This is a genomic window from Micromonospora sp. II (assembly GCF_001709195.1).
GTDB classification, from domain to species: domain Bacteria; phylum Actinomycetota; class Actinomycetes; order Mycobacteriales; family Micromonosporaceae; genus Micromonospora; species Micromonospora chalcea.
Genome location: NZ_LYXF01000089.1, coordinates 42,246 through 62,228 on the forward strand (window position 1 = coordinate 42,246; position 19,983 = coordinate 62,228).

The following is a 19,983-nucleotide window of genomic DNA, read 5'->3' on the forward strand; positions in this document are numbered from 1 at the left end:
CAAGGCTCGAAACACCGGCCGCGCCCCGGCGGCGACACCGGACCGATCGTGCGTCACCAGCGCCCCGACCCGCGAAGAGGGCCGAGATGCTCCCCAGCACCCCAGCGACAGCCACCCGAGCCTTCTTCTCGTTTCCGAAGGTGACCGACCCCGCCCGCCATCGCGACTACAACGCCTGGCATCAGCTCGACCACCGCCCCGAGAACCTCGCCCTGCCCGGGGTCGTGCACGGCGACCGCTGGGTGCGTACGCCCGCGTGCGAGCGGCTCGGCAGCTACCCCGACCCCGCCCTCGCCGGCAGCCAGTACATGGCGATGTACTGGTTCGCCGAGCCGGCCGCGGACTCGGTCGCCGAGTGGACGGACCTCGGCGACCGGGCGATCCACCAGGGTCGGCGTCCGGAGCTGGCCTGGACCGAACGGCCGATGACCCGGATGTTCCGGCCCGTCCAGGGCCACGTCGCCCCCCGGGCACTGGTCACCCTCGCCGCGCTGCCGTTCCGGCCCCACCGCGGGGTGTACGTCGAGGTGAGCCGGGTCGAGACGTCCCAGCGCCCGGACGTGGCCGACCTGTCCCGGTTCGAGCACGAGACGCAGGTGCCCGACCTGCTCGCGCGCGACGGCGTCGCGGGCGTGTGGACCTTCCGCAGCGCCCCGAGCCGCAGCCGCCCCGACGGACCCGTCGTGCGGATCCGGCTCACCTACCTCGAAGCCGACCCGGTCGAGTTCGCGCGGGCCCTGGCCGCGGACCCGCCGGCGGCCCCGCCCACGGCGCTCGCCGGCACGGCCACCCCGCTGTTCACCGGGCCCCTGGCCACCATCACACCCTGGGAGTGGGACTGGTTCGACGAGCCCGTCACGGCGACGGACCGCGTGGCATGAGCGAGGCCACCGCCGGACTGTTCGAGCGCTACGGGCCCTGGGCCCTGGTCGTCGGCGGTTCCGAGGGGGTCGGCGCCGCGTTCGCCGAGCAGCTGGCCCGGGCCGGCCTGGGCATCGTGCTCGTCGCCCGCAAGCCCGCGCCGCTCGGGGAGACCGCCGACCGGGTCCGGGCGCACGGGGTCCCGTGCCGCGTGCTCGCCCTGGACCTGCTCGACGCGGACGCGACCGCCCGGATCGTCGAGGCCGTCGCCGACCTCGACCTCGGCCTGCTCGTCCTCAACGCGGGCGCGAACACCTACCGCAGCCGCTTCGTCGAGGCGGACCTCGCCCGGGTCCGGGCCGTCATCGATCTCAACGTGACCCGCCCGCTCGAACTCTGCCGGGAGCTCGGCGCCCGGCTCGCCGCACGCGGCCGCGGCGGCATCCTCGTCGTCGGCTCCTCGGCCGGCTACCTCGGCCACGCCGACATCGGCGTCTACGCCGCCGCCAAGGCCTTCACCCGGATCTTCACCGAGGGCCTCTGGCTCGAGCTGCGGCAGGTCGGTGTCGACGTGCTGCACCTGGTGCTCGGGCTCACTGCCACCCCCGCCATGGCGCGCGCCGGCCTCGACCTGACCGGCGCGGCCGACCCGGCCGACGTCGCCGCCGAGGGGCTGGCGGCCCTGGGCGCCGGCCCGGTGCACGTGGTGCGCCAGCAGGCCGAGGTCGCCGCGCGGCGCTCCGGACCGGACCGGGCCGCCCTCGTCGCCGGCAACCACGGCGGGATGCGGGCGATGCTCGGCGGCCCGGGCACCGACCCGAGCTGACCGGCCGCGTTCACTGCGTGACGGTCCACCCGCCGTCGACGACGAGCACCGCCCCGTTGACGTACGAGGCCAGCGGCGAGAGCAGGAAGAGGATCGGCCAGGCGATCTCGTCCGGTGTGGCCATCCGGTGGCTCGGCACCCGGGCCAGCACGGACTGCCCCGTCGGGGACTCGGCGAAGCCCCGCAACCTCGGGGTGTCCACCATGCCGGGTGCGACCGCGTTGGCCCGTACGACGTCGGCCCGGTGCGCGGCCAGGTGCCGGGTGTAGCCGACGATCGCTGCCTTCGCCGCGCTGTACCAGTCGGAGGCGGTGCCCACGGCGGTGCCGGCGACCGAGGCGGTGTTCACGAGGGTCGCCTCGGGCGGGGCCTGTTCGAGCCAGGCCCGGGTCACCGACCGTACGCTGCCGACACACAGCCGTACGGCGTGGTCGAAGTCGAGTTCGGTCGCCGAGGACGGGCCGGCGTTGTTGACGAGGTGGCGCACCGGCCCGTACGCCGAGCGGGTCCCGGCCAGGGCCGCGCGCACGGCCGCCTCGTCGGCGACGTCGACCACGTGCGGGTCGACCACCCCGCCCGCCGCGCGGACGGCGGCGCTCACCGCCGCGAGTGCGGCGGCGTCGAGGTCCCACGCGGACACCACGAGTCCCTGGGCGCCGGCTGCTACCGCGGTCGCCGCGCCGATCCCGCTGCCGGCACCGGTCACGACGACGACGTCGCCCGTGCGGAAGCCGAGCCGCGGCGCGTCGGCGCCGACCCCCGGCCGCGGGTCACCCACAGGGGCGCCCGGGCTCGCCGGCCGGGTCCGGCCCGGCCTCCGCAGCCGGGCCGCCGGGCCGCCGGGCGGCCACGGGCTGCTGATCGGGTCGGAGGCGTCGCGGGCTCCCCGCAGTGCCGCCTCGGGGATCGGCCACTGGCCGGCGAGGTCGTCGACCCGCTGCCACTCCGAGACGGTGCGGCGTTCCCGCACGCGCCACTCGCCCGCGCGCCGGGTGACCAGGTCGACGTAGCGGAACCCGCTGATGATGTTGCCGCGTGGCGGCTCGGACGTGCTGCGCTGCAACGCGATGCCGTACGTCTCGGCCCGGGCGCGGTCCGGGTCGGCCGGGTCGAGTTCGACCAGGATGTTCGTCAGGTAGTGCATCGTCATGGTGCGCCGCGCCACGAGCGCGAAGACCGTGTCCAGCATCGTGTCCCGGTCGGCGGTGGTCCCGCCGAGGGTGATCCGGGCGTCCGGGTGGAAGGCGCTCGCGGCCAGGGCCCGGTCCATCCGGTCGATCCCGCGTGCATAGCGCAGCAGGGCCCGTTCGACGGCCCGCTCGGCGAGCAGCGCGTCCAGCTCGACCGGGAGGGACCGCGACGGCTCAGACACCGAAGCCTCCGTCGACGTCGAGCTTCTGCCCGGAGATGAAGCCGGCCCGGTCGCTGGCCAGGAAGCAGGCGGCCTCGGCGATGTCGAGGGCACTGCCGAACCGCCGCAGTGGAGTCGAGGACCGGGCGACGGCCAGGGCGCGCTCGTCGAGGTCCCCCGAGGAGATCAGCCGCTCGGCCATCCCGTCGGTGAGCATGCCCGGCCCGACGCAGTTGAACCGGATGCCGAAGCGGCCCTCCTCGTTGGCGAAGGCCCGTACGAGCGCCTCGACCGCCGCCTTCGGCGCGGCGGACAGGCCGTCCCGGGCGGGGTAGCGCGTCGTCGCCGCGGTCGTGATCGCCACGACGTTGCCACGGCTCTGCCGCAGGGCCGGGAGGCAGGCCGAGACCAGCGTGAAGAAGGCGGTCGTGTCGTTTGCGACCTGAGTGGCGAACTGCTCGGGACGCACTGTGGACAGGTGCCGCATGGGCACGTGCGGCCCGGCCGCGTGCACGACCGTGTGCAGCGGCCCGCGGCTTCCGGTGAGCTGCGCCACGAGCGCGGCGGTGGCCTCGGCGTCGGTGAGATCGAGGTGGTGCGCCGAGTGCGTGCCGGACGCGACGGGCGGCAGTTCGTCGAGCACCTGCCGGGCGGCGTCGGCGTCGCTGCGGTAGGTGATCGCCACCGCCGACCCTCGGCGCGCCAGCTCGCGGGCGATGACCCGGCCGAGGCCGCCGGTGCCGCCGGTGACGAGCGCGACGCCGGCGCGGTGGACGAAGTCGGCGGGCACGGGCAGTGCCGCCGTGGGCGCGGTCGGGGAGGACTGGTCGGTCACGACAACTCCTGAGGAGGTGGGAGGGCCGGGGGAGGTCAGGTCGCGGGGAGGGGGTCGGCGCGTCCGCGGCGCAACCACAGGAGCACGGTGGCGGCCGTGGCCAGGCATGCGGCGGCGTACAGCAGGAACGCGGTCGTGGAGCCGAGCCACGTGCTCAGCCCGCCGAGCAGGAGGGCGCCGAACGGCATGCCACCCCAGCCGAGGAAGTAGAGGCTCATCACCCGGCCGCGCTGCGCGTCGTCGACGACCTTCTGGACCACCGTCTGCAGGGTCACCATGGCGCCGATGCTGAACGTGCCGCACAGCAGCGCGGCCGCCGCGAGCACGGGCACCGTCGTGGCGGCGCCGAGCAGGGCGTTGCTCAGGCCGAGCAGAACGAGGGTGACAGCGGCGTGCCACACGGTGGCGATGCGCTCGGAGAGGCGGGCCACGACGAGGATGCCGAGGAGCGAGCCCAGCCCGGTCAGCGCCACGAGCACGGGGAAGACCGGGTCCGGGTTGTCAGTGGTCGCGGCCGCCCGGACGGGGAGCTGGGTGGTGAAGGCGCACCCGAAGAACGCGTTCACCGCGACGATGACGAGGCAGAGCGCGGCCGGAGGACGCTCGCGGGCGTGCCGGATCCCCGCGCGTACCTGGGTGGCCAGGCTCTCCCGGGCCACCCGGACGGCCGGCGGGATGCGCCGGGTGCGGACCGCTACCGCGGCGGCGGCCGCGGCGAGAGTGAGCGTCGCGTACATCACGAACGTGCCCAGCGGTCCCCAGGCCACGAGGATCAGCCCGGCGACCGCGGGGCCGATCGAGCGGGCGAGGTTGAGCCCGGCCGCCTGGATCGGGACGGCATGGCCGAGCGCCTCGGCCGGGACGGTGTTTGCCACGAGCGCCTGGGTCACGGGGGACAGAAAGCTGATTCCGGTGCCGGCGAGGAAGGCGAGCCCGAGCATCACGGGCAGGGCGACGATGCTGGCCGCGATCGTCGCCGCGCAGACCCCGGCCAGGACGGTGGTCGCCAGGAGCACGCCGATCTGCAGCCGCCGCCGGTCGACCGCGTCGGCCAGCACCCCGGCCGGGATGGAGAAGAGCGTGAACGGCACGAGCAGACAGAAGAAGAGCGCCCCCATCGTCGCCGGGGTGGCGTCGCTCTCGATCAGCACCGACTGGAAGGCGATGTTGCAGCCCCAGTAGCCGGCCTGGGACAACACCAGGGTCAGGAGTACGAAGCGGAAGTCTCGGAATTGCAGGGCCGAGAACATTTTCACGTCTTTCGCCATCCTTCTGTCGTTTCCGGGACCCTACCAAGCGCTTGCTTGCATAGCTAGTGCCGGGTGTGGTTTTCTTCCCGTACCTCGAGTGAAAGGGCGTGCCGTGAGCGGCTTCTGCGCAGGACGAACGGTGATCGTGACCGGTGCCGGACAGGGGCTGGGCCGGGTCCACGCCCTCGAATTCGCCCGGCAGGGCGCAAACGTCGTCGTCAACGACATCGACAGCAGCCGGGAGGCGGCCCAGGCCGTCGTCGACGAGATCCGCGCCCTGGGCGGCCGCGCGGTCGTCAGCACCGGCGACGTCAGCGACTGGGCCTACGGTGAGCGCCTCGTGCGCGAGACGGTCGAGACCTTCGGCGGGCTGCACACCCTCGTCAACAACGCCGGCATCAACCGCGACCGGATGCTTGTCAACATGAGCGAGCAGGAGTGGGACCTGGTCCTGCGGGTCGACCTCAAGGGACACTTCGTCCCGATGCGCCACGCCGCCGCCTACTGGCGGGACGAGGCCAAGGCCGGCCGCCCGGTCGCCGCGCGCGTGGTCAACACATCCTCCGGCGCGGGGCTCATGGGCAGCGTCGGACAGGGCAACTACGGTGCCGCCAAGGCCGGGATCGCCGCGCTGACCCAGATCGCGGCCGCCGAGTGGGCCCGGTACGGCATCGTCGTCAACGCGATCGCCCCCTCGGCCCGTACCCCGATGACCGAGGCCGTCTTCGCCGAGGCGATGGCCGCCCCCGCGACGGGCTTCGACGCGATGGACCCGGCAAACGTCTCCCCGCTCGTGGTCTGGCTCGGCTCCGACGCCGCGCGGGCCGTCACCGGCGCCGTCTTCGAGGTCGCCGGCGGCGAGGTCTCGCTCGCCGACGGCTGGCGCCACGGGCCGGCCGCCGACAAGGGCGGCCGATGGGAACCGGAGGAGCTCACCGACGTGGTCGCCGACCTCATCGCCCGCTCCGAGCCGCCGACCCCCGTCTACGGTGCCTGACATGGGTGCGCCGGTGAGCGACGAGCAGTTCCGGGCCGAGATCCGCGGCTGGCTCCAGGAGGCCCTCACCGGACCGTTCGCCGAGGCCGTCGGCACCGGCGGCGAGGGACGCGAGCACGAGGCGCACGAGCTGCGCCGCGAGTGGGAGCGCCACCTGGGCCGGGCCGGCTGGATCGGCCTCTCCTGGCCCACCGAGTACGGCGGTCGCCCCGCGACCCTCGCCCAGCAGGTCATCTTCCACGAGGAGTACGCCCGCGCCGGCGCGCCCGGCCGGCTCGGGCACATGTCCGAGCAGCTGCTCGGCCCGACCCTGCTCGCGTTCGGCACGCCGGAGCAGAAGGCCCGCTTCCTGCCCCGCATCACCAGCGGTGAGGACATCTGGTGCCAGGGCTACTCCGAGCCCGGCGCGGGCTCGGACCTCGCCGGGGTGCGCACCCGCGCCGAACGCCGGGGCGACCACTACGTCATCACCGGGCAAAAGGTGTGGACCTCGCTGGCGCACCTGGCCGACTGGTGCTTCGTGCTGTGCCGCACCGATCCCGGCTCGACCCGCCACGCGGGCCTGTCCTACCTGCTGGTGCCGATGAATCAGCCCGGCGTGACGGTGCGCCCGATCACCCAGCTGACCGGCACGAGCGAGTTCAACGAGGTCTTCTTCGACGAGGCCGTCGCCGCCGTCGAGCACCGTGTCGGCGCCGAGGGCGAGGGCTGGAAGGTCGCCATGGGCACGCTGGGCTTCGAGCGGGGCGTGTCCACCCTCGGCCAGCAGATCGGCTTCCGCCGGCGCCTCGACGCCGTCATCGCCCGGGCCCGCTCCAACGGCGCCTGGCAGGAGCCGGCGCTGCGTGACCGCCTCGTCGACGCATACATCGGGCTCGAGGTGATGCGGCACTCGGCGGTGCGGCTGCTCGCGTCCGCCGGTGAAGGGCTGTCCGGTCTGGAGGCGTCGATCTCCAAGCTCCAGTGGGCCACGTGGAACCGCTCGCTGGGTGAGCTCGCGGTCGACGTCGAGGGGGCCGGGGCGCTGCTCACCGGGCCCGGGTACGAGCTGGACGACGCCCAGACCCACTTCCTCTTCAGCCGCGCCAACACGATCTACGGCGGCTCCAACGAGATCCAGCGCAACATCATCGCCGAGCGCCTGCTCGGCCTGCCCCGATGAGGTGAGGACGATGACCGGAACGCCCGAGGACCTCGCCGAGATCCGTGCCTCCGTGGCCGAGGTGCTCGACGGGCAGGCCGACCTGCGCCGAACCCACGAGGTCATGGTCGGGGAGCGGGGCTACGACCCGCTGCTGCACGAGTTGCTCACGGCCGAGCTGGGCCTGCTCGGCCTCGTCGTACCGGAGCACCTCGGCGGCCTCGGCCTGGACGTGCCCGCCGCGACCGCCGTCATCGAGGAGCTCGGGGCCCGGCTCGTGCCGGGCGCGCTCGCGACGAGCCTCACCGCGATCCTCGCCGCCCGCGCCCTCGGCCCGAGCGCCGAGCCCCTGCTGGCACGCGTCGTGGACGAGCAGCTGACCCTGGCCGTCGCGCTCGCCGAGGACGGCGCGGGCTGGGATCTCGGGCAGACCGCCACCCGGGCCACCGGCGCCGGGGACGAGTGGGCGCTGACCGGGACGAAGACCGTCGTCCCCGGGGCCGAAGCCGCCCGGGTCGTTCTCGTCACCGCCCGCAACGAGGGCGGTGAGCTCGGCGTCTACGCGGTGGACCGGGCCGCCGACGGGGTGGACGTGCGGACGCACATGACGCTCGACCAGACCCGTCGGTTGAGCACCGTGCGCCTGCGCGAGGCCGCCGCCACCCGGGTCGACGCCCCCGGCGGCGACGGCGCCCGGGTGCTGCTGGACCACGTACGCGCGATGCTCGCGCTGGAGTCGGCGGCCGCCGCCCGCGCCTGCCTCGACCTCACCGTCGACTACCTCAAGGTGCGGGAGCAGTTCGGCCGCCCGATCGGGTCGTTCCAGGCCCTCAAGCACCGCTGCGCCGACCTCGCCGTCGCGGTCGCCGGGGCGCGGGCCACCGCCGACCACCTCGTCACGACGTTGCGCACCGGGGCCGCCACCCGCTCGCACGACGCGGCGCTGGCCAAGCTCGTGTGCGCCGACACGCTGATGACCGTCGCGGCCGAGGCGATCCAGTTGCACGGCGGCATCGGGTTCACCTTCGAGCACCACGCACACCTGTTCTTCAAGCGCGGCAAGTCGGCCCAGCTGCTGGCCGGCTCTGCGGCGGCGGTCCGCGCCGAGGTAGCGGCGCTCGCCGGCCTCTGAGCGAGGCGCCGAACTCCACGGCAGGCAGGAGCGGAGGGGCCGCACCGAACCGGTGCGGCCCCTCCGCCGTACATGCCCCGCGCGCTCAGCCGAGCGGACCGGCGCCGGGCGGCTGGGCGGCCAGGTGCCGCGACGGGATCTCCCCACCACCGTCGACGACGATCTCCGTGCCGGTGACGTAGGCGGACAGCGGCGAGACGAGCAACAGGCAGGCCGCGGCGATGTCGGCCGGGGTGGCCATCCGCCGCATGGGGATGGTCCGCGCCACGCGGTCCTGCCCCGCCTCGTCGCCGTAGTAGAGATGCGACAGCTCGGTCTGCACGAGACCCACAGTCACCTGGTTGACCCGTACGGCGGGCGCGAAGTCGAGTCCGAGGCACCGGGTCAGCATCGTCAGGCCCGCCTTGGCCGCGGCGTACGCGGCGGTGTCCGGGGCCGGGTTGGCTCCGGCGACCGAGCCGATGTTGATGATCGTCCCGCTGCCCTGACGCTGCATGACCTCGTTGGCCTGCTGGGCGACGTAGAACGGGGCGAGCAGGTTGAGCGTGACGACCGCCGAGACGAAGCGGGGGGACACCGTCGCGGTGTCGGCGCTCGGTGCGCCACCGGCGTTGTTGACCAGGATGTCGAGCCGGCCGAACCGGTCCACCGCCGCGGCGACGAGGGCCTTGGCCTGCTCCGGGTCGCGTACGTCCGACTGGACGAAGACGGGCGTGCGTCCGTCGATCCCGGGCAGTTCCTCGGGCTCGCTGCGGCCGCACACGATCACCCGCGCCCCGGCCCTGAGGAAGGCGCGGGTGATCTCGGCGCCGATGCCACGGGTGCCTCCGGTGACGACGGCGACCTGGCCGGTCAGGTCGACGCCGCCGGGCGTCTCGGGGGAGTGGGTCATCAGAGCCTCTCGATGATCGTGACGTTGGCCTGGCCGCCGCCCTCGCACATCACCTGCAGGCCGTAGCGGCCGCCGGTGCGTTCGAGCTCGTGCAGGAGGGTGGTCATCAGCCGGGCGCCGGTGGCGCCGAGCGGGTGGCCCAGGGCGATCGCGCCGCCGTTGACGTTGACCCGCTCCGGGTCGGCCCCCGTCTCCTGGAGCCAGGCGAGCACGACCGAGGCGAACGCCTCGTTGATCTCGAACAGGTCGATGTCGTCGATCGACATTCCGGTGCGTTCGAGCGCGTGGGCGGTGGCGGGGATCGGGGCGGTGAGCATCAGCACCGGGTCGTCGGCGCGTACCGACAGGTGGTGGATCCGGGCGCGCGGGGTCACGCCGTGCTCGGCCACGGCCTGCTCGCTCATGACGAGCAGGGCCGCCGCGCCGTCGCAGATCTGGCTCGCCACGGCGGCGGTGACCCGGCCGCCGGGGGTCAGCGGGTCGAGGGCGGCCATCTTCTCCAGGCTCGTGTCGGCGCGCGGACAGGTGTCGGTGTCGACGTCGCCGACGGCGCGGATCTCGCGGCCGAAGCGGCCCTCGGCGATGGCCCGCAGGGCCCGCTCGTGGCTACGCAGGGCGAAGCGCTCCATGTCCTCCCGGCTGACGCCCCACTTCTCGGCGATCATCTCGGCCGAGCGGAACTGCGAGATCTGCTCGTCGCCGTAGCGCTCGCGCCAGCCGATCGACCCGGAGAAGGGGTCGTCGAAGCCGTACTGCTGACCGGTGAGCATCGCGGCCGAGATGGGGATGGCACTCATGTTCTGCACGCCCCCGGCGACCACGACGTCGTTGACTCCGGCCATGACGGCCTGGGCCGCGAAGTGCACCGCCTGCTGGCTCGAGCCGCACTGCCGGTCCACTGTGACGCCGGGTACGTGCTGCGGGAGGCCGGCGGCGAGCCAGGCGGTGCGGGCGATGTCACCGGCCTGTGGGCCGATGGTGTCGACACAGCCGAACACGACGTCCTCGACGGCGCCGGGGTCGATCCCCGAGGAACTCATGAGGCTGGTGAGCGCGGCGGCTCCCAGATCGGCGGAGTGGATCTTGGCGAGCGCGCCGCCGCGTCGCGTGACGGGGGTGCGGACGGCGTCCACGATGTATGCCTCTGCCACCGGGTTCCCTTCCTTCAGATGCCTCACCGGTCGGTGCCGCCGGCGTCGCTGCCGCTAGTCTAGCAAGCGCTTGGTTGGTAGTCTGTGCTTCGTTTCCGACAAGTGACCGGCTCCGCGTGAGGAGATGTGCGTGAGTGACGTGTTGACCACGATCCCCGCCCTGCTGCGGCAGGCCGCGCAGGACGCCGCCGAGCTGGAGGCCCTCGTCGACGGGGACGTGCGGATGACCTTCGCCGAGCTCGACGCGGCCGTCAACCGGTTCGCGCGGGCCGCTGTCGCGCACGGTCTCGAGCCGGGGGACCGCGTCGTCGTCTGGGCCCCGAACAGCGCCGACTGGGTCGTCAGCGCCCTCGGCGTGCTGGCCGCGGGCGGCGTGCTGTGCCCCGTCAACACCCGCTTCCGTGGTGCGGAGGCACGGTCCGTCATCGCCAAGGTCCGGGCCACGATGGTCGTCCTGGACGACGCCTTCCTGGACTCCCACTACCTGGCCGCGCTGCGCGGTGACGGGTCGTCACCGGCCGTCGGCCGCCCCGTGCCACTGCTGCCCTCGGTGCGTACCGTCGTCGACCTGTCCGCCACCGGCCGCGAGCAGACCGATCACGGCGTGTGGTCCCTGGCGGGCTTCACCGCGCTGGCCGACCAGGTCGACCCCGGAGTCGTCGACGAACGGATCGCCGCCCTCGCCCCGGAGGACGTGTCCGACATCCTGTTCACCTCCGGCACCACCGGCTACCCCAAGGGCGCGATGGTCTCGCACGCCTCGAACCTTCGCGTCGACCGGGAGTGGGCCCGACTCGTCGGGCTGCGGCGAGGCGACCGCTATCTCATGGTCAACCCGTTCTTCCACAGCTTCGGCTGGCGGGCCGGCATCCTGGCCTGCCTCCTCACACGCGCCACGATCATCCCGGTCGCCGTGTTCGCCGTCGAGACCGTGCTGCGTCTCATCGAGCAGGAACGGGTCACGGTCTTCCCCGGCGCGCCCACCGTCTACACGTCCCTGCTCGAACACCCCGACCTCGGCAGGTACGACCTCAGCTCGGTACGCCTGGCCGTCACCGGCGCCACGATCGTGCCGGTGCCGCTGCTGCGCCGGATGCGCGAGGAACTCGGCTTCCGCGACGTCATCACCGCCTACGGCCTGACCGAGACGTGCGGCACCGCTACCGTGTGCCCGCCCGACGCCGGCCTCGAACGGATCTCGACCAGCTGCGGGCGGGCGATCCCGGGCACCGAGTTGCGGATCGCCGGTCTCGACGGACAGCCGCTGCCGGCCGGCGAGTCGGGCGAGATCCTCGTGCGCGGCTACAACGTGATGGCGGGCTACTTCGAGGACCCGGACGCCACGGCGCAGGCCATCGACGAGGACGGCTGGCTGCACACCGGTGACGTCGGCTGGGTCGACGAGGACGGCTACCTGCGCATCACCGACCGGATCAAGGACGTCTACATGGTCGGGGGCTTCAACGTCTACCCCGCCGAGGTCGAGCGGGTGCTGTCCGAACATCCCGCCGTCTTCGACGTCGCGGTCGTCGGGGTCCCCGACGCGCGGATGGGCGAGGTCGGCAGCGCCTTCGTGCAGACCGTTCCCGCCTGGACCGGTGACGAGTCGGCGCTCGCCGACGAGCTCGAGGCGTGGTGCCGGGAGCGGCTGGCCAACTTCAAGCGCCCGCGCAGCTTCACCGTCGTTGCGGCGCTGCCACGAACCGCGAGCGGAAAGATCCAGAAGTTCAAGCTCACCGGGTGAGCCCGGCGTTGCGCTTCGTGCGGGCGCACCGGCCCCGGTGCCCTGCTCGCCGGCAGGCCCGACGCCCCGACCAGACCTGACACCGACGGCACCGCCGTCACGGGCGCCAGCCCGAGAACCGGAGGACACCAATGCAGGACGCAGTCATCGTCGCCGCGGCGCGCTCGCCGATCGGCCGGGCCTTCAAGGGGTCGTTGGCCTCGATGCGGGCCGACGACCTGGCCACCCAGATGGTCCAGGCGGCCCTGGCCCAGGTGCCGGCGCTCGACCCGACCCAGATCGACGACCTCATGCTCGGCTGCGCGCAGCCGGCCGGCGAGCAGGGCTGGGGCCTCGCGCGCGTCGTCGCTGTCGAACTCGGGCTCGACCGGGTTCCCGGGACGACGGTGCAGCGGTACTGCGCGTCGAGCCTGCAGACGACCCGGATGGCGCTGCACGCCATCCGCTCCGGTGAGGCCGACGTGCTCGTCTCCGCCGGGGTCGAGGCCGTCTCGCGCTTCGCCGCCGGCAAGTCCGACGGCATGCCGGACACGAAGAACCCGATCTTCGCCGCGGCGGGGGAGCGCACCGCCACCCGCGGACGGGGTGGCGCCGGCCCGTGGACCGACCCACGCGACGCGAATGAACTGCCCGACGTCTACATCGCGATGGGCGAGACCGCGGAGAACGTCGCGAGCCACCGCGGTGTGAGCCGCGCCGAGCAGGACGAGTGGGCCGCCACGAGCCAGCAGCGGGCCCAGGCCGCGATCGAGTCGGGCTTCTTCGCCACCGACATCACGCCGGTGACCCTCGCCGACGGCACCGTCGTGGCCACCGACGACAGCCCTCGCGCCGGAGTGACGGCCGAGTCGCTGTCCGGCCTCAAACCGGCCTTCCGGCCCGACGGTACGGTGACCGCGGGCAACTGCTGCCCGCTCAACGACGGCGCGGCCGCCCTCATCATCATGTCCAGCCGCAAGGCCGCCGAACTCGGCGTCACGCCGCTGGCCCGGATCCTGTCCACCGGTGTCTCGGCGATCTCGCCGGAGATCATGGGTCTCGGCCCGGTCGAGGCGTCGAGGCGGGCCCTCGCGCTGGCCGGGCTCTCGATGGCCGACATCGATCTCGTCGAGCTCAACGAGGCGTTCGCCGCTCAGGTCGTCCCCTCCATCTCGGACCTCAAGGCCAACCCCGAGCAGGTCAACGTGCACGGCGGCGCGATCGCCCTGGGCCACCCGTTCGGTCAGACCGGAGCGCGGATGACGACGACGCTCATCAACGGGCTGCGGGCGCGGGACGGCCAGTTCGGCCTCGAGACCATGTGCACGGCCGGTGGCCAGGGCATGGCGATGGTCATCGAGCGGCTCTCCTAGGCGGGTGTGTCGACGTCCCCGGTCGAACCGGGGACGTCGACAGCCGGCTCATGCCACCACGCCGAGTGGGTACGGCCGGGCGCGGATCAGTGCCGGGGCAGCGCCGCCGCGAGGGCCGCCGCCCGGCCGGCGACGGCGGCCGCCTGCTCGGCGAACGAGGCCGCGGTGCGGTCGCCGCCGCTCATCGCGCCCTGCGTGACCCTGGTGTACACGCCCTCGAGGATGCACGCGGTCTTCCACCAGTTGTAGGCGACGAAGTAGTCGATCCGCCCCGGGTCGGTGCCGGTGGCGAGGCAGTACCGGGAGAGCAGTTCGTCCCGGGCCGAGAAGCCGGGCCGGACCGTGGCCGGGTCGTGCAGCGCGCGGGCCGTGTCGCCGGCCTGCGCCCAGTAGACGAGCAACTGGCCGACGTCGGCCAGCGGGTCGCCGACGGTGGTGAGTTCCCAGTCGAGTACGCCCTGGACCCGCCACCGGGAGTCGAGCATGCAGTTGTCCAGGCGGAAGTCGCCGTGCACGATCCCCGAGCGGGACTGCCCGGGCGCCGCGGCCACCAGGTGCTCGTGCGCGGTCTGCAGGTCGGGCAGGTCGCGGATCCTGCTCCGCTGCCAGTTCTCGTGCCAGCGTCCGAGTTGCCGGGGGAGGTAGTCACGGCGGCGGGCCAGGCCGCCCAGTCCGATGACCTCCGGGGCGAGTCGGTGCAGGGCCACGAGAGCGTCGACGAGCGTGGGGCCGATGAGCGCGCGGTCGGCCTCGGTGGTGAGCCGCTCGACGTCGGCGGGGCTGCGCAGGATCACGCCGTCGAGGTGCTCGAGTACGACGAGGGGCGCGCCGGCCACCTCGCCCGTCTCCTCGACCGCGAGCACCCGGGGCACCGGGAGGTGGCCGTGCAGCCCGCGCAGGATTCGCGCCTCGCGCAGGACGTCGTGCGCGGTGGCCGGGTGGTTTCCGAGCGGTGGACGGCGCAGCACGACGACGTGGCCGGCCGCGTCGGTGGTCCGGTAGGTCAGGTTGGAGCGCCCTCCGGCGATGACCTCGTGCCGGAGGTTGCCCTGCAGCTCGGGCACCGCGCGGCCGAGCCAGGCGTCGACGCCCGCCGGGAGCCCGGCGTGCCGGGTGGGCTCGATCGGGGCCGGACCTGTCCGGGCGTGACCTGCTGCCGTCATGGGGGCGCCTCCTCTTCCGGGCACCACCCTAGCAAGCGCTTGGTTTGTCCGCGCTCAGTCGCGGGCGAGAATGCCGTCGAGGAACACCGAGACGAAGTCGTCGGCGAAGTTCGCCATGGAGTACGACGGGGTCGGCTTGAACCAGCGGACCGAGAGCCACAGCGCGTCGCGCAGCATGCCGTGCAGCACGCGTACCGGGATGTCGTTGCGGAAGTCGCCAGTGGCGATACCGGCCTCGAGCACCTGGATCCAGGCCCGCTGGATCGTGGCGGCCGCCTCGCGGATGTGCTCGTAGCCCTCGATCTTGGGCAGGTAGCCGCTCGAGTTCTGGTAGATCTCGGTCGCGTGCGGGTGGGCCTCGATGTTGGCCAGCGAACTGGTGACGAGCTTGCGCAACTGGGTCGCCGGCTTCTCCTCGGACGCCAGGACTTCGCCGTAGCGGTAGGTCAGGTCGGTCAGGTAGTCCGAGATGATCGCGTTGACCATCTCGTCCTTGGACTTGAAGTGGTGGTACAGGCTGCCGGAGAGGATCCCGACCGAATCGGCGATCTCGCGGACGGTCGTGGCATCGATTCCTTTGGCTGCGAAAAGGTGGGCGGCGTTGTCGAGGATGACCGAGCGTCGGTCCTGGGTCGTCGACATATGGGTGCTCCCGGTTCCTCGAGCAATGTGTTGGTCAAGCGCTTGCTTTATATCACTTCGATGCCTTCAGCATGATAAAGCCAGCCTCCCTTGACCGGGGTGCTCGCAATGCCTAGGGTGGCGGCCAACCAAGCGCTCGTTCGGTGCCCGGAGCTCGCTGCGGATCCCGATCAGCCGAGAGGGGCTGCCCGATGCCCGACCCGATTCCCGCCGTCCCGTCCGGGCGTCCGCCCGCCGCCCGGCCCGACCGGGCAGCCGGCCTGCTCGCCGGCCGTGTCGTCCTCGTCACCGGCGCCGCCGGCGGGCTGGGGGCGGCGTACGCGCGCGGCATCGCCGCGGCCGGAGGCCACGTGGTCGCGGTCGACGTCGACGCGGACGGACTCGAACGGCTCAGCGGGCAGATCGCTGCGGCGGACGGCCGGGGCTCGATCCGGGTCGCCGACGTCGCGGACTGGGCGAGCGCGCACGACGTCGTGCGTGACTGCCTCGCCGAGCACGGCAGGCTCGACGGCCTCGTCAACAACGCCGGCGTCTTCGCCATGGCCCGCGCCGGCGCCGAGTCCGAGGCCACTGTGCGCCGGATGCTCGAGGTCAACGTGCTCGGCGCCGTCGCCTGGGGCGACGCCGCCATCGCGGCGATGCGCGCCCAGGGGCGCGGGGTCCTGGTCAACGTCACCTCGGGCGAGCAGATGGGCCGTGCCGAGACGGCCGTGTACGGGGCGACAAAGGCCGCGATCGCCACGCTCACCTACGCCTGGGCGGCCGAACTCGCCGACGTCGGGATCCGCGTCAACGCGATCTCCCCGAACGCCCAGACCCGGATGGCCGAGGTGCTCGAACGGTTCCGCGGCGTACCGAGCGGGCAGAACGCGGGCATCGCGCCCGAGGCCAACGTGCCGCTGCTGCTCTACCTGCTCTCCGACCTCAGCGCCGAACTGACCGGCCAGGTGCTGCGCTCCTACGGTCCCGAACTCATGCTGACGACCCACCCGGCGCTCGCCGAGCCCGTGCTGCGGGACACGGCGTGGACCCCGGAGCGCATCGCCGAGGCCGTCACAGCGCGGCTGCGACCGCACCTGGCGCCCCTCGGGGTACGCCGGGCGCGCATCGTCTACCTCGACTGACCCGACGTCCGAGGCCGACCCGACGTCCGAGAGCGACCCGACGTCCGACCCTCCGGACGACCGCCGAGCCGACAGGAGCCCGATGTCCGCCACGACCAACCCGGTCTGCGTCAGCGGCATGGCCGCGATGTCCTGGGCCCTGCCCGAGGAGATCGCGATGTACCGGCGTACCGGTGCCGACCTCGTCGGCCTGCAGCGCAGCAAGGTCGCCTCCTTCGGCGTGGCCGCTCTCGGTGACCTGCTCGCCCGGCACGACGTACGGCTCGGCTACCTCGTGCACAGCTTCACCGCCCACCCGGACGACGAGCCGGGCTGGGCGCAGCAGGTCGCGGCGTTGCAGCAGGGCGTCGTGGACGCCGGCCGGCTCGGGGCCGACCTCGTCTACCTCACCTCGGGCCCGTCGGCTCACCTGACGTGGGAGGAGGCGGCCGGCCGGTTCGCCGAGCGGATCGCTCCGGTCGTGGCCACCGCCCGCGAACACGGGGTACGCCTCGCTGTGGAGAACACGCTGCCGGTCAAGTGCGACCTCAGCTTCACCCACACCGCGCGCGACACCGTCGCCCTGGCCGACCTCTGCGGCATCGGCATCTGCCTCGACCTCTACTGCTGCTGGCAGGAGCGGGGCCTGACGGAGCTGATCCGCGACCGGGTCGGTCAGGTCGAGATTCTGCAGGTGTCCGACTTCCGGGTCGGCACCTCGACCTTCCCGAACCGGTGGGTGCCCGGGGACGGCGACCTGCCGATGGCCGGTCTGCTGGCGAGCGTGCTGCGGGCCGGCTACACCGGCGTCGTCGACGTCGAGTTGCTCGGCCCGGCCGTCGAGGCCGAGGGCGCCGAGCCGGCTCTGACCCGTTCGGTCGCGTGGACGCGTGCGCAGATCGCGGCGGCGCGTCCCTGAGCGCTCAGGGCGCGTCCGCCCATCGCGGCGCGCGTTTGGCGACGAACGCGGCCGCGCCCTCGGCCGCGTCCGGGCCGGCGAGCAGTTCGAGGGTCGCGAGCCGGTTGACCGCGGCGAGATCGCCCACGCGGGGGTCCAGGCTCAGGTGCATGAGCCGCTTGGTCGCCCGCACTGCGGCGGGGGAGTGGGTCGCGATCCGGGCGCCCAGCTGCAACGCGCGCGGCAGGACCTCGTCGGCCGGGACCACGGCGTTGACCAGCCCCAGCTCGTGGGCCCGGGCCGCGGCAAGCGGTTCGGCGGTCAGTCCGAGTTCCAGCGCCACGGCGACCGGCAGGCGACGCGGCAGGTCGGTGCCGCCCTCGGTGGCGGCGATGCCGCGCCCCACCTCGGGCAGCGCGAAGTAGGCGTGCTCGGCCGCGACGACGAGGTCGCAGGCGAGGGCGAGTTCGAAGCCGCCGCCGACGGCGGGCCCGTTGACCGCGGCGATGACCGGCTTGCGGTAGCCGCCGCGCAGCAGCGTCAGCGGGCTGCGGGCCACGTCGACCAGGCGTCCCTCGGCCGCGGCGCGCAGGTCCATCCCCGCGCTGAAGGACAACTCGCCGGTGCCGGTCAGCACGATCGCGCGTACGCCCGGGTCCGCGTCGTACCGGAGCAGGGCGTCGGTCATCGCCAGGAGGGTGTCGGGATCGAGGGCGTTGCGCACCTGCGGCCGATTGATCCTGACGACTCCCACCGCGTCGACGCGCTCGCGCACCACGGTGTCCATCTTCCGCCCTCCTTGGCCACAGGGTCTTGACCCTTCCCCTGGGGCTGTTAGTGTACCAACCAAGCGCTTGCTACATGGCGGCCCGGCCGTGGATGCCCGGCACGCGACTCGCCCTTCGCGCTGCTCACCACCGCTCGGGCAGTGCTCCGACAGACGCAACGATGAGGGACACATGGCCGACAAGACTCTGACCGCCCGCGACGTCGTGTCGCGGCTCGAATCCGGGATGACCATCGGCATCGGGGGCTGGGGCTCACGGCGCAAGCCCATGGCCCTCGTGCGCGAGATCCTGCGTTCCGACCTCAAGGACCTGACCGTGGTCAGCTACGGCGGGCCGGACGTCGGGCTGCTCTGCGCCGCCGGCAAGGTCAGGAAGGTCGTCTTCGGTTTCGTCTCCCTCGACAGCATCGCCCTCGACCCGCACTTCCGCGCCGCGCGGCAGAACGGCGCCGTCGAGGTCGCCGAGTACGACGAGGGCATGCTTCAGTGGGGGCTGTACGCCGCCGGCATCCGCCTGCCCTTCCTGCCGACCCGCGCCGGGCTCGGGTCGGACGTCCTGAAGCACAACCCCGACCTCAAGCTCGTCCAGGACCCGTACGGCACCGAGCAGCTCGTGGCGATGCCGCCGCTGCGCCTCGACGCGGCCCTCGTGCACATGAACCGCGCCGACGCCCAGGGCAACGGCCAGTTCCTCGGGCCCGACCCGTACTTCGACGACCTCTACTGCCTCGCCGCCGACCAGGCCTTCATGTCCTGCGAGCGGATCGTGCCCACGGCTGAGCTGAGCGCCGCCGGGCACTCGGCGACCATCAAGATCAATCGCCAGCTCGTCGCCGGTGTCGTCGAGACCCCGAACGGCGCGCACTTCACCTCCTGCGCCCCCGACTACGAGCGCGACGAGGCCTTCCAGCGCGAGTACGTCAAGGCCGCCGGCGACCCGCAGGCCTGGGCCAAGTTCGAGCAGCGGTACCTGTCCGGTACCGAAGATGACTACCAGGCGGCCGTCGCCGCCCGAGCCGAGGAGGTCGCATGAGCAGCGCCGCCACCGAGTCCGTGGACCAGCCCACGGGCAGCGCCACCACCGCCGACGCGCCGGTGACCCGCGCCGAGTACTGCGCGGTCGCCGTGGCGGACACGTTCGCCGGCGACGGTGAGTCCATCGCCAGCGCCTTCGGCACGATCCCGGCCATCGGCGTCCGCCTCGCCCGGCTCACCGTCGCCCCCGACCTGCTGCTCACCGACGGCGAGGCCCACTTCGTCTCCGGCTCCTGGGAGATCGGCGCGGACCCGCACGCCACCGAGGGCGTCGTCATCGAGGGCTGGAGCCCGTTCCGCACCATCTTCGACCTCGTCTGGCACGGCAAGCGGCACGTCATGATGATCCCGGTCCAGATCGACGGACACGGCAACACCAACATCTCGGCCATCGGCGACTACACCCGGCCCAAGGTCCAACTGCTCGGCGTACGCGGCGCCCCCGGCAACAGCATCTACCACCCGACCAGCTACTGGGTGCCCAACCACTCCACGCGCAGCTTCGTCCGGACCGTCGACATGATCTCCGGCGTCGGCACCGACAGCGCCCGGGCCGCCGGCCCGGCCGCGATCGCGCACCACGAGCTGCGGCGCGTCGTCACCAACCTCGCGGTCCTCGACTTCGGTGGCCCCGACGGCACGATGCGGCTGCTCAGCCTGCACCCCGGCGTCACGCTCGACGAGTTCCACGCCGCCACCGGCTGTGCCGTGCACGTCGAGGGCGAGGTCCCGGCCACCCGCGAGCCGAGCGCCGAGGAGCTGCGCCTCATCCGCGAGGTCATCGACCCCCGCTCGCTGCGCGACCGCGAGATCCCGGCATGAG

At 73.2% G+C, this 19,983-nt stretch carries 19 protein-coding genes; 11 read left to right on the plus strand and 8 right to left on the minus strand.

The features are described 5' to 3' along the window. The first annotated feature begins 140 nt into the window (after nucleotides 1–140). Both A8711_RS30290 and A8711_RS30295 read left to right on the plus strand, forming a co-directional pair. The gene (locus tag A8711_RS30290; protein WP_069090073.1) at nucleotides 141–881 is read left to right on the plus strand and encodes a hypothetical protein; all 741 of its coding nucleotides are present in this window, start codon (nucleotides 141–143) and stop codon (nucleotides 879–881) included. Continuing rightward, nucleotides 878–1,687: an SDR family oxidoreductase gene (locus A8711_RS30295; protein WP_069090074.1), complete on the plus strand. Its 810-nt coding sequence runs from the start codon at nucleotides 878–880 to the stop codon at nucleotides 1,685–1,687. Before A8711_RS30290 ends, A8711_RS30295 begins: the two co-directional genes overlap by 4 nt. Before the next feature lie 10 nt (nucleotides 1,688–1,697). Here A8711_RS30295 and A8711_RS31845 read toward each other — a convergent pair whose 3' ends face one another. The 3 genes from A8711_RS31845 to A8711_RS30310 are packed head-to-tail and all read right to left on the minus strand — an operon-like array spanning nucleotide 1,698 to nucleotide 5,123. Beyond that, entirely contained in the window at nucleotides 1,698–3,059 is a 1,362-nt protein-coding gene (locus A8711_RS31845) for an SDR family oxidoreductase (protein ID WP_158629876.1), read from the minus strand. Continuing rightward, entirely contained in the window at nucleotides 3,052–3,873 is an 822-nt protein-coding gene (locus A8711_RS30305) for an SDR family NAD(P)-dependent oxidoreductase (RefSeq protein WP_197494859.1), read from the minus strand. Before A8711_RS30305 ends, A8711_RS31845 begins: the two co-directional genes overlap by 8 nt. Before the next feature lie 35 nt (nucleotides 3,874–3,908). Beyond that, entirely contained in the window at nucleotides 3,909–5,123 is a 1,215-nt protein-coding gene (locus tag A8711_RS30310) for an MFS transporter (protein ID WP_043324830.1), read from the minus strand. A 139-nt stretch (nucleotides 5,124–5,262) separates the two neighbouring features. Here A8711_RS30310 and A8711_RS30315 point away from each other — a divergent pair, with 139 nt between their 5' ends. From A8711_RS30315 to A8711_RS30325, 3 genes are read left to right on the plus strand one after another with little or no spacing between them, the layout of a single operon-like run. Further along, complete coding sequence (locus A8711_RS30315; RefSeq protein WP_233607768.1) at nucleotides 5,263–6,120, plus strand: SDR family oxidoreductase; 858 nt, start codon at nucleotides 5,263–5,265, stop codon at nucleotides 6,118–6,120. A gap of 1 nt (nucleotide 6,121) precedes the next feature. Then, nucleotides 6,122–7,282 (plus strand): acyl-CoA dehydrogenase family protein, encoded by a 1,161-nt coding sequence (locus A8711_RS30320; protein ID WP_069090076.1) that lies wholly within the window; start codon nucleotides 6,122–6,124, stop codon nucleotides 7,280–7,282. 10 nt (nucleotides 7,283–7,292) lie between these two features. Further along, on the plus strand, nucleotides 7,293–8,393 hold the full coding sequence (locus A8711_RS30325; RefSeq protein WP_069090077.1) for an acyl-CoA dehydrogenase family protein: 1,101 nt from the start codon (nucleotides 7,293–7,295) through the stop codon (nucleotides 8,391–8,393). 85 nt (nucleotides 8,394–8,478) lie between these two features. Here the strand turns inward: A8711_RS30325 and A8711_RS30330 are convergent, their stop codons facing one another. Both A8711_RS30330 and A8711_RS30335 read right to left on the minus strand, forming a co-directional pair. After that, nucleotides 8,479–9,285 carry an SDR family oxidoreductase gene (locus A8711_RS30330; RefSeq protein WP_069090078.1) on the minus strand — a complete coding sequence of 269 codons (807 nt, stop codon included), beginning with the start codon at nucleotides 9,283–9,285 and terminating at the stop codon, nucleotides 8,479–8,481. After that, the gene (locus A8711_RS30335; protein ID WP_064446337.1) at nucleotides 9,285–10,436 is read right to left on the minus strand and encodes an acetyl-CoA C-acetyltransferase; all 1,152 of its coding nucleotides are present in this window, start codon (nucleotides 10,434–10,436) and stop codon (nucleotides 9,285–9,287) included. The genes A8711_RS30330 and A8711_RS30335 overlap by 1 nt, the downstream gene beginning before the upstream one ends. A gap of 139 nt (nucleotides 10,437–10,575) precedes the next feature. Between A8711_RS30335 and A8711_RS30340 the strand changes: the two genes are divergently transcribed. Both A8711_RS30340 and A8711_RS30345 read left to right on the plus strand, forming a co-directional pair. After that, nucleotides 10,576–12,180 (plus strand): FadD3 family acyl-CoA ligase, encoded by a 1,605-nt coding sequence (locus A8711_RS30340; RefSeq protein ID WP_231915493.1) that lies wholly within the window; start codon nucleotides 10,576–10,578, stop codon nucleotides 12,178–12,180. A 131-nt stretch (nucleotides 12,181–12,311) separates the two neighbouring features. Beyond that, nucleotides 12,312–13,532, plus strand: a complete 1,221-nt coding sequence (locus A8711_RS30345; RefSeq protein WP_064446335.1) for an acetyl-CoA C-acetyltransferase — start codon at nucleotides 12,312–12,314, stop codon at nucleotides 13,530–13,532. An 86-nt stretch (nucleotides 13,533–13,618) separates the two neighbouring features. On the opposite strand, the gene A8711_RS30350 is transcribed toward A8711_RS30345, so the two are convergent. After that, nucleotides 13,619–14,695: a phosphotransferase family protein gene (locus A8711_RS30350; protein ID WP_069090079.1), complete on the minus strand. Its 1,077-nt coding sequence runs from the start codon at nucleotides 14,693–14,695 to the stop codon at nucleotides 13,619–13,621. Nucleotides 14,696–14,749: 54 nt separating this feature from the next. Further along, nucleotides 14,750–15,337 carry a TetR/AcrR family transcriptional regulator gene (locus A8711_RS30355; protein ID WP_043324821.1) on the minus strand — a complete coding sequence of 196 codons (588 nt, stop codon included), beginning with the start codon at nucleotides 15,335–15,337 and terminating at the stop codon, nucleotides 14,750–14,752. Nucleotides 15,338–15,528: 191 nt separating this feature from the next. Between A8711_RS30355 and A8711_RS30360 the strand changes: the two genes are divergently transcribed. Together A8711_RS30360 and A8711_RS30365 are read left to right on the plus strand one after the other, a co-directional pair. After that, complete coding sequence (locus A8711_RS30360; RefSeq protein WP_051611032.1) at nucleotides 15,529–16,461, plus strand: SDR family NAD(P)-dependent oxidoreductase; 933 nt, start codon at nucleotides 15,529–15,531, stop codon at nucleotides 16,459–16,461. An 82-nt stretch (nucleotides 16,462–16,543) separates the two neighbouring features. After that, nucleotides 16,544–17,359, plus strand: coding sequence for a sugar phosphate isomerase/epimerase (locus A8711_RS30365; protein WP_069090080.1), 816 nt, complete (start codon nucleotides 16,544–16,546; stop codon nucleotides 17,357–17,359). Between the two features lie 4 nt (nucleotides 17,360–17,363). Here A8711_RS30365 and A8711_RS30370 read toward each other — a convergent pair whose 3' ends face one another. Continuing rightward, on the minus strand, nucleotides 17,364–18,125 hold the full coding sequence (locus tag A8711_RS30370) for an enoyl-CoA hydratase/isomerase family protein (RefSeq protein ID WP_069090081.1): 762 nt from the start codon (nucleotides 18,123–18,125) through the stop codon (nucleotides 17,364–17,366). Nucleotides 18,126–18,297: 172 nt separating this feature from the next. Here A8711_RS30370 and A8711_RS30375 point away from each other — a divergent pair, with 172 nt between their 5' ends. Further along, nucleotides 18,298–19,158 (plus strand): CoA transferase subunit A, encoded by an 861-nt coding sequence (locus tag A8711_RS30375; protein ID WP_069090082.1) that lies wholly within the window; start codon nucleotides 18,298–18,300, stop codon nucleotides 19,156–19,158. After that, nucleotides 19,155–19,982 carry a CoA-transferase subunit beta gene (locus A8711_RS30380; protein ID WP_205797172.1) on the plus strand — a complete coding sequence of 276 codons (828 nt, stop codon included), beginning with the start codon at nucleotides 19,155–19,157 and terminating at the stop codon, nucleotides 19,980–19,982. Before A8711_RS30375 ends, A8711_RS30380 begins: the two co-directional genes overlap by 4 nt. Nucleotide 19,983 lies beyond the last annotated feature (1 nt).

What these genes read in the sequence shown, in the direction of transcription:
- A8711_RS30380 (WP_205797172.1), top strand. Translation starts at nt 19,155, where the DNA reads ATGAGCAGCGCCGCCACCGAGTCCGTGGACCAGCCCACGGGCAGCGCC.
- A8711_RS30325 (WP_069090077.1), top strand. Translation starts at nt 7,293, where the DNA reads ATGACCGGAACGCCCGAGGACCTCGCCGAGATCCGTGCCTCCGTGGCC.
- A8711_RS30320 (WP_069090076.1), top strand. Translation starts at nt 6,122, where the DNA reads ATGGGTGCGCCGGTGAGCGACGAGCAGTTCCGGGCCGAGATCCGCGGC.
- A8711_RS30360 (WP_051611032.1), top strand. Translation starts at nt 15,529, where the DNA reads ATGCCCGACCCGATTCCCGCCGTCCCGTCCGGGCGTCCGCCCGCCGCC.
- A8711_RS30295 (WP_069090074.1), top strand. Translation starts at nt 878, where the DNA reads ATGAGCGAGGCCACCGCCGGACTGTTCGAGCGCTACGGGCCCTGGGCC.
- A8711_RS30365 (WP_069090080.1), top strand. Translation starts at nt 16,544, where the DNA reads ATGTCCGCCACGACCAACCCGGTCTGCGTCAGCGGCATGGCCGCGATG.
- A8711_RS30370 (WP_069090081.1), bottom strand. Translation starts at nt 18,125, where the DNA reads ATGGACACCGTGGTGCGCGAGCGCGTCGACGCGGTGGGAGTCGTCAGG.
- A8711_RS30330 (WP_069090078.1), bottom strand. Translation starts at nt 9,285, where the DNA reads ATGACCCACTCCCCCGAGACGCCCGGCGGCGTCGACCTGACCGGCCAG.
- A8711_RS30345 (WP_064446335.1), top strand. Translation starts at nt 12,312, where the DNA reads ATGCAGGACGCAGTCATCGTCGCCGCGGCGCGCTCGCCGATCGGCCGG.
- A8711_RS30350 (WP_069090079.1), bottom strand. Translation starts at nt 14,695, where the DNA reads ATGACGGCAGCAGGTCACGCCCGGACAGGTCCGGCCCCGATCGAGCCC.
- A8711_RS30310 (WP_043324830.1), bottom strand. Translation starts at nt 5,123, where the DNA reads ATGTTCTCGGCCCTGCAATTCCGAGACTTCCGCTTCGTACTCCTGACC.
- A8711_RS30355 (WP_043324821.1), bottom strand. Translation starts at nt 15,337, where the DNA reads ATGTCGACGACCCAGGACCGACGCTCGGTCATCCTCGACAACGCCGCC.
- A8711_RS30375 (WP_069090082.1), top strand. Translation starts at nt 18,298, where the DNA reads ATGGCCGACAAGACTCTGACCGCCCGCGACGTCGTGTCGCGGCTCGAA.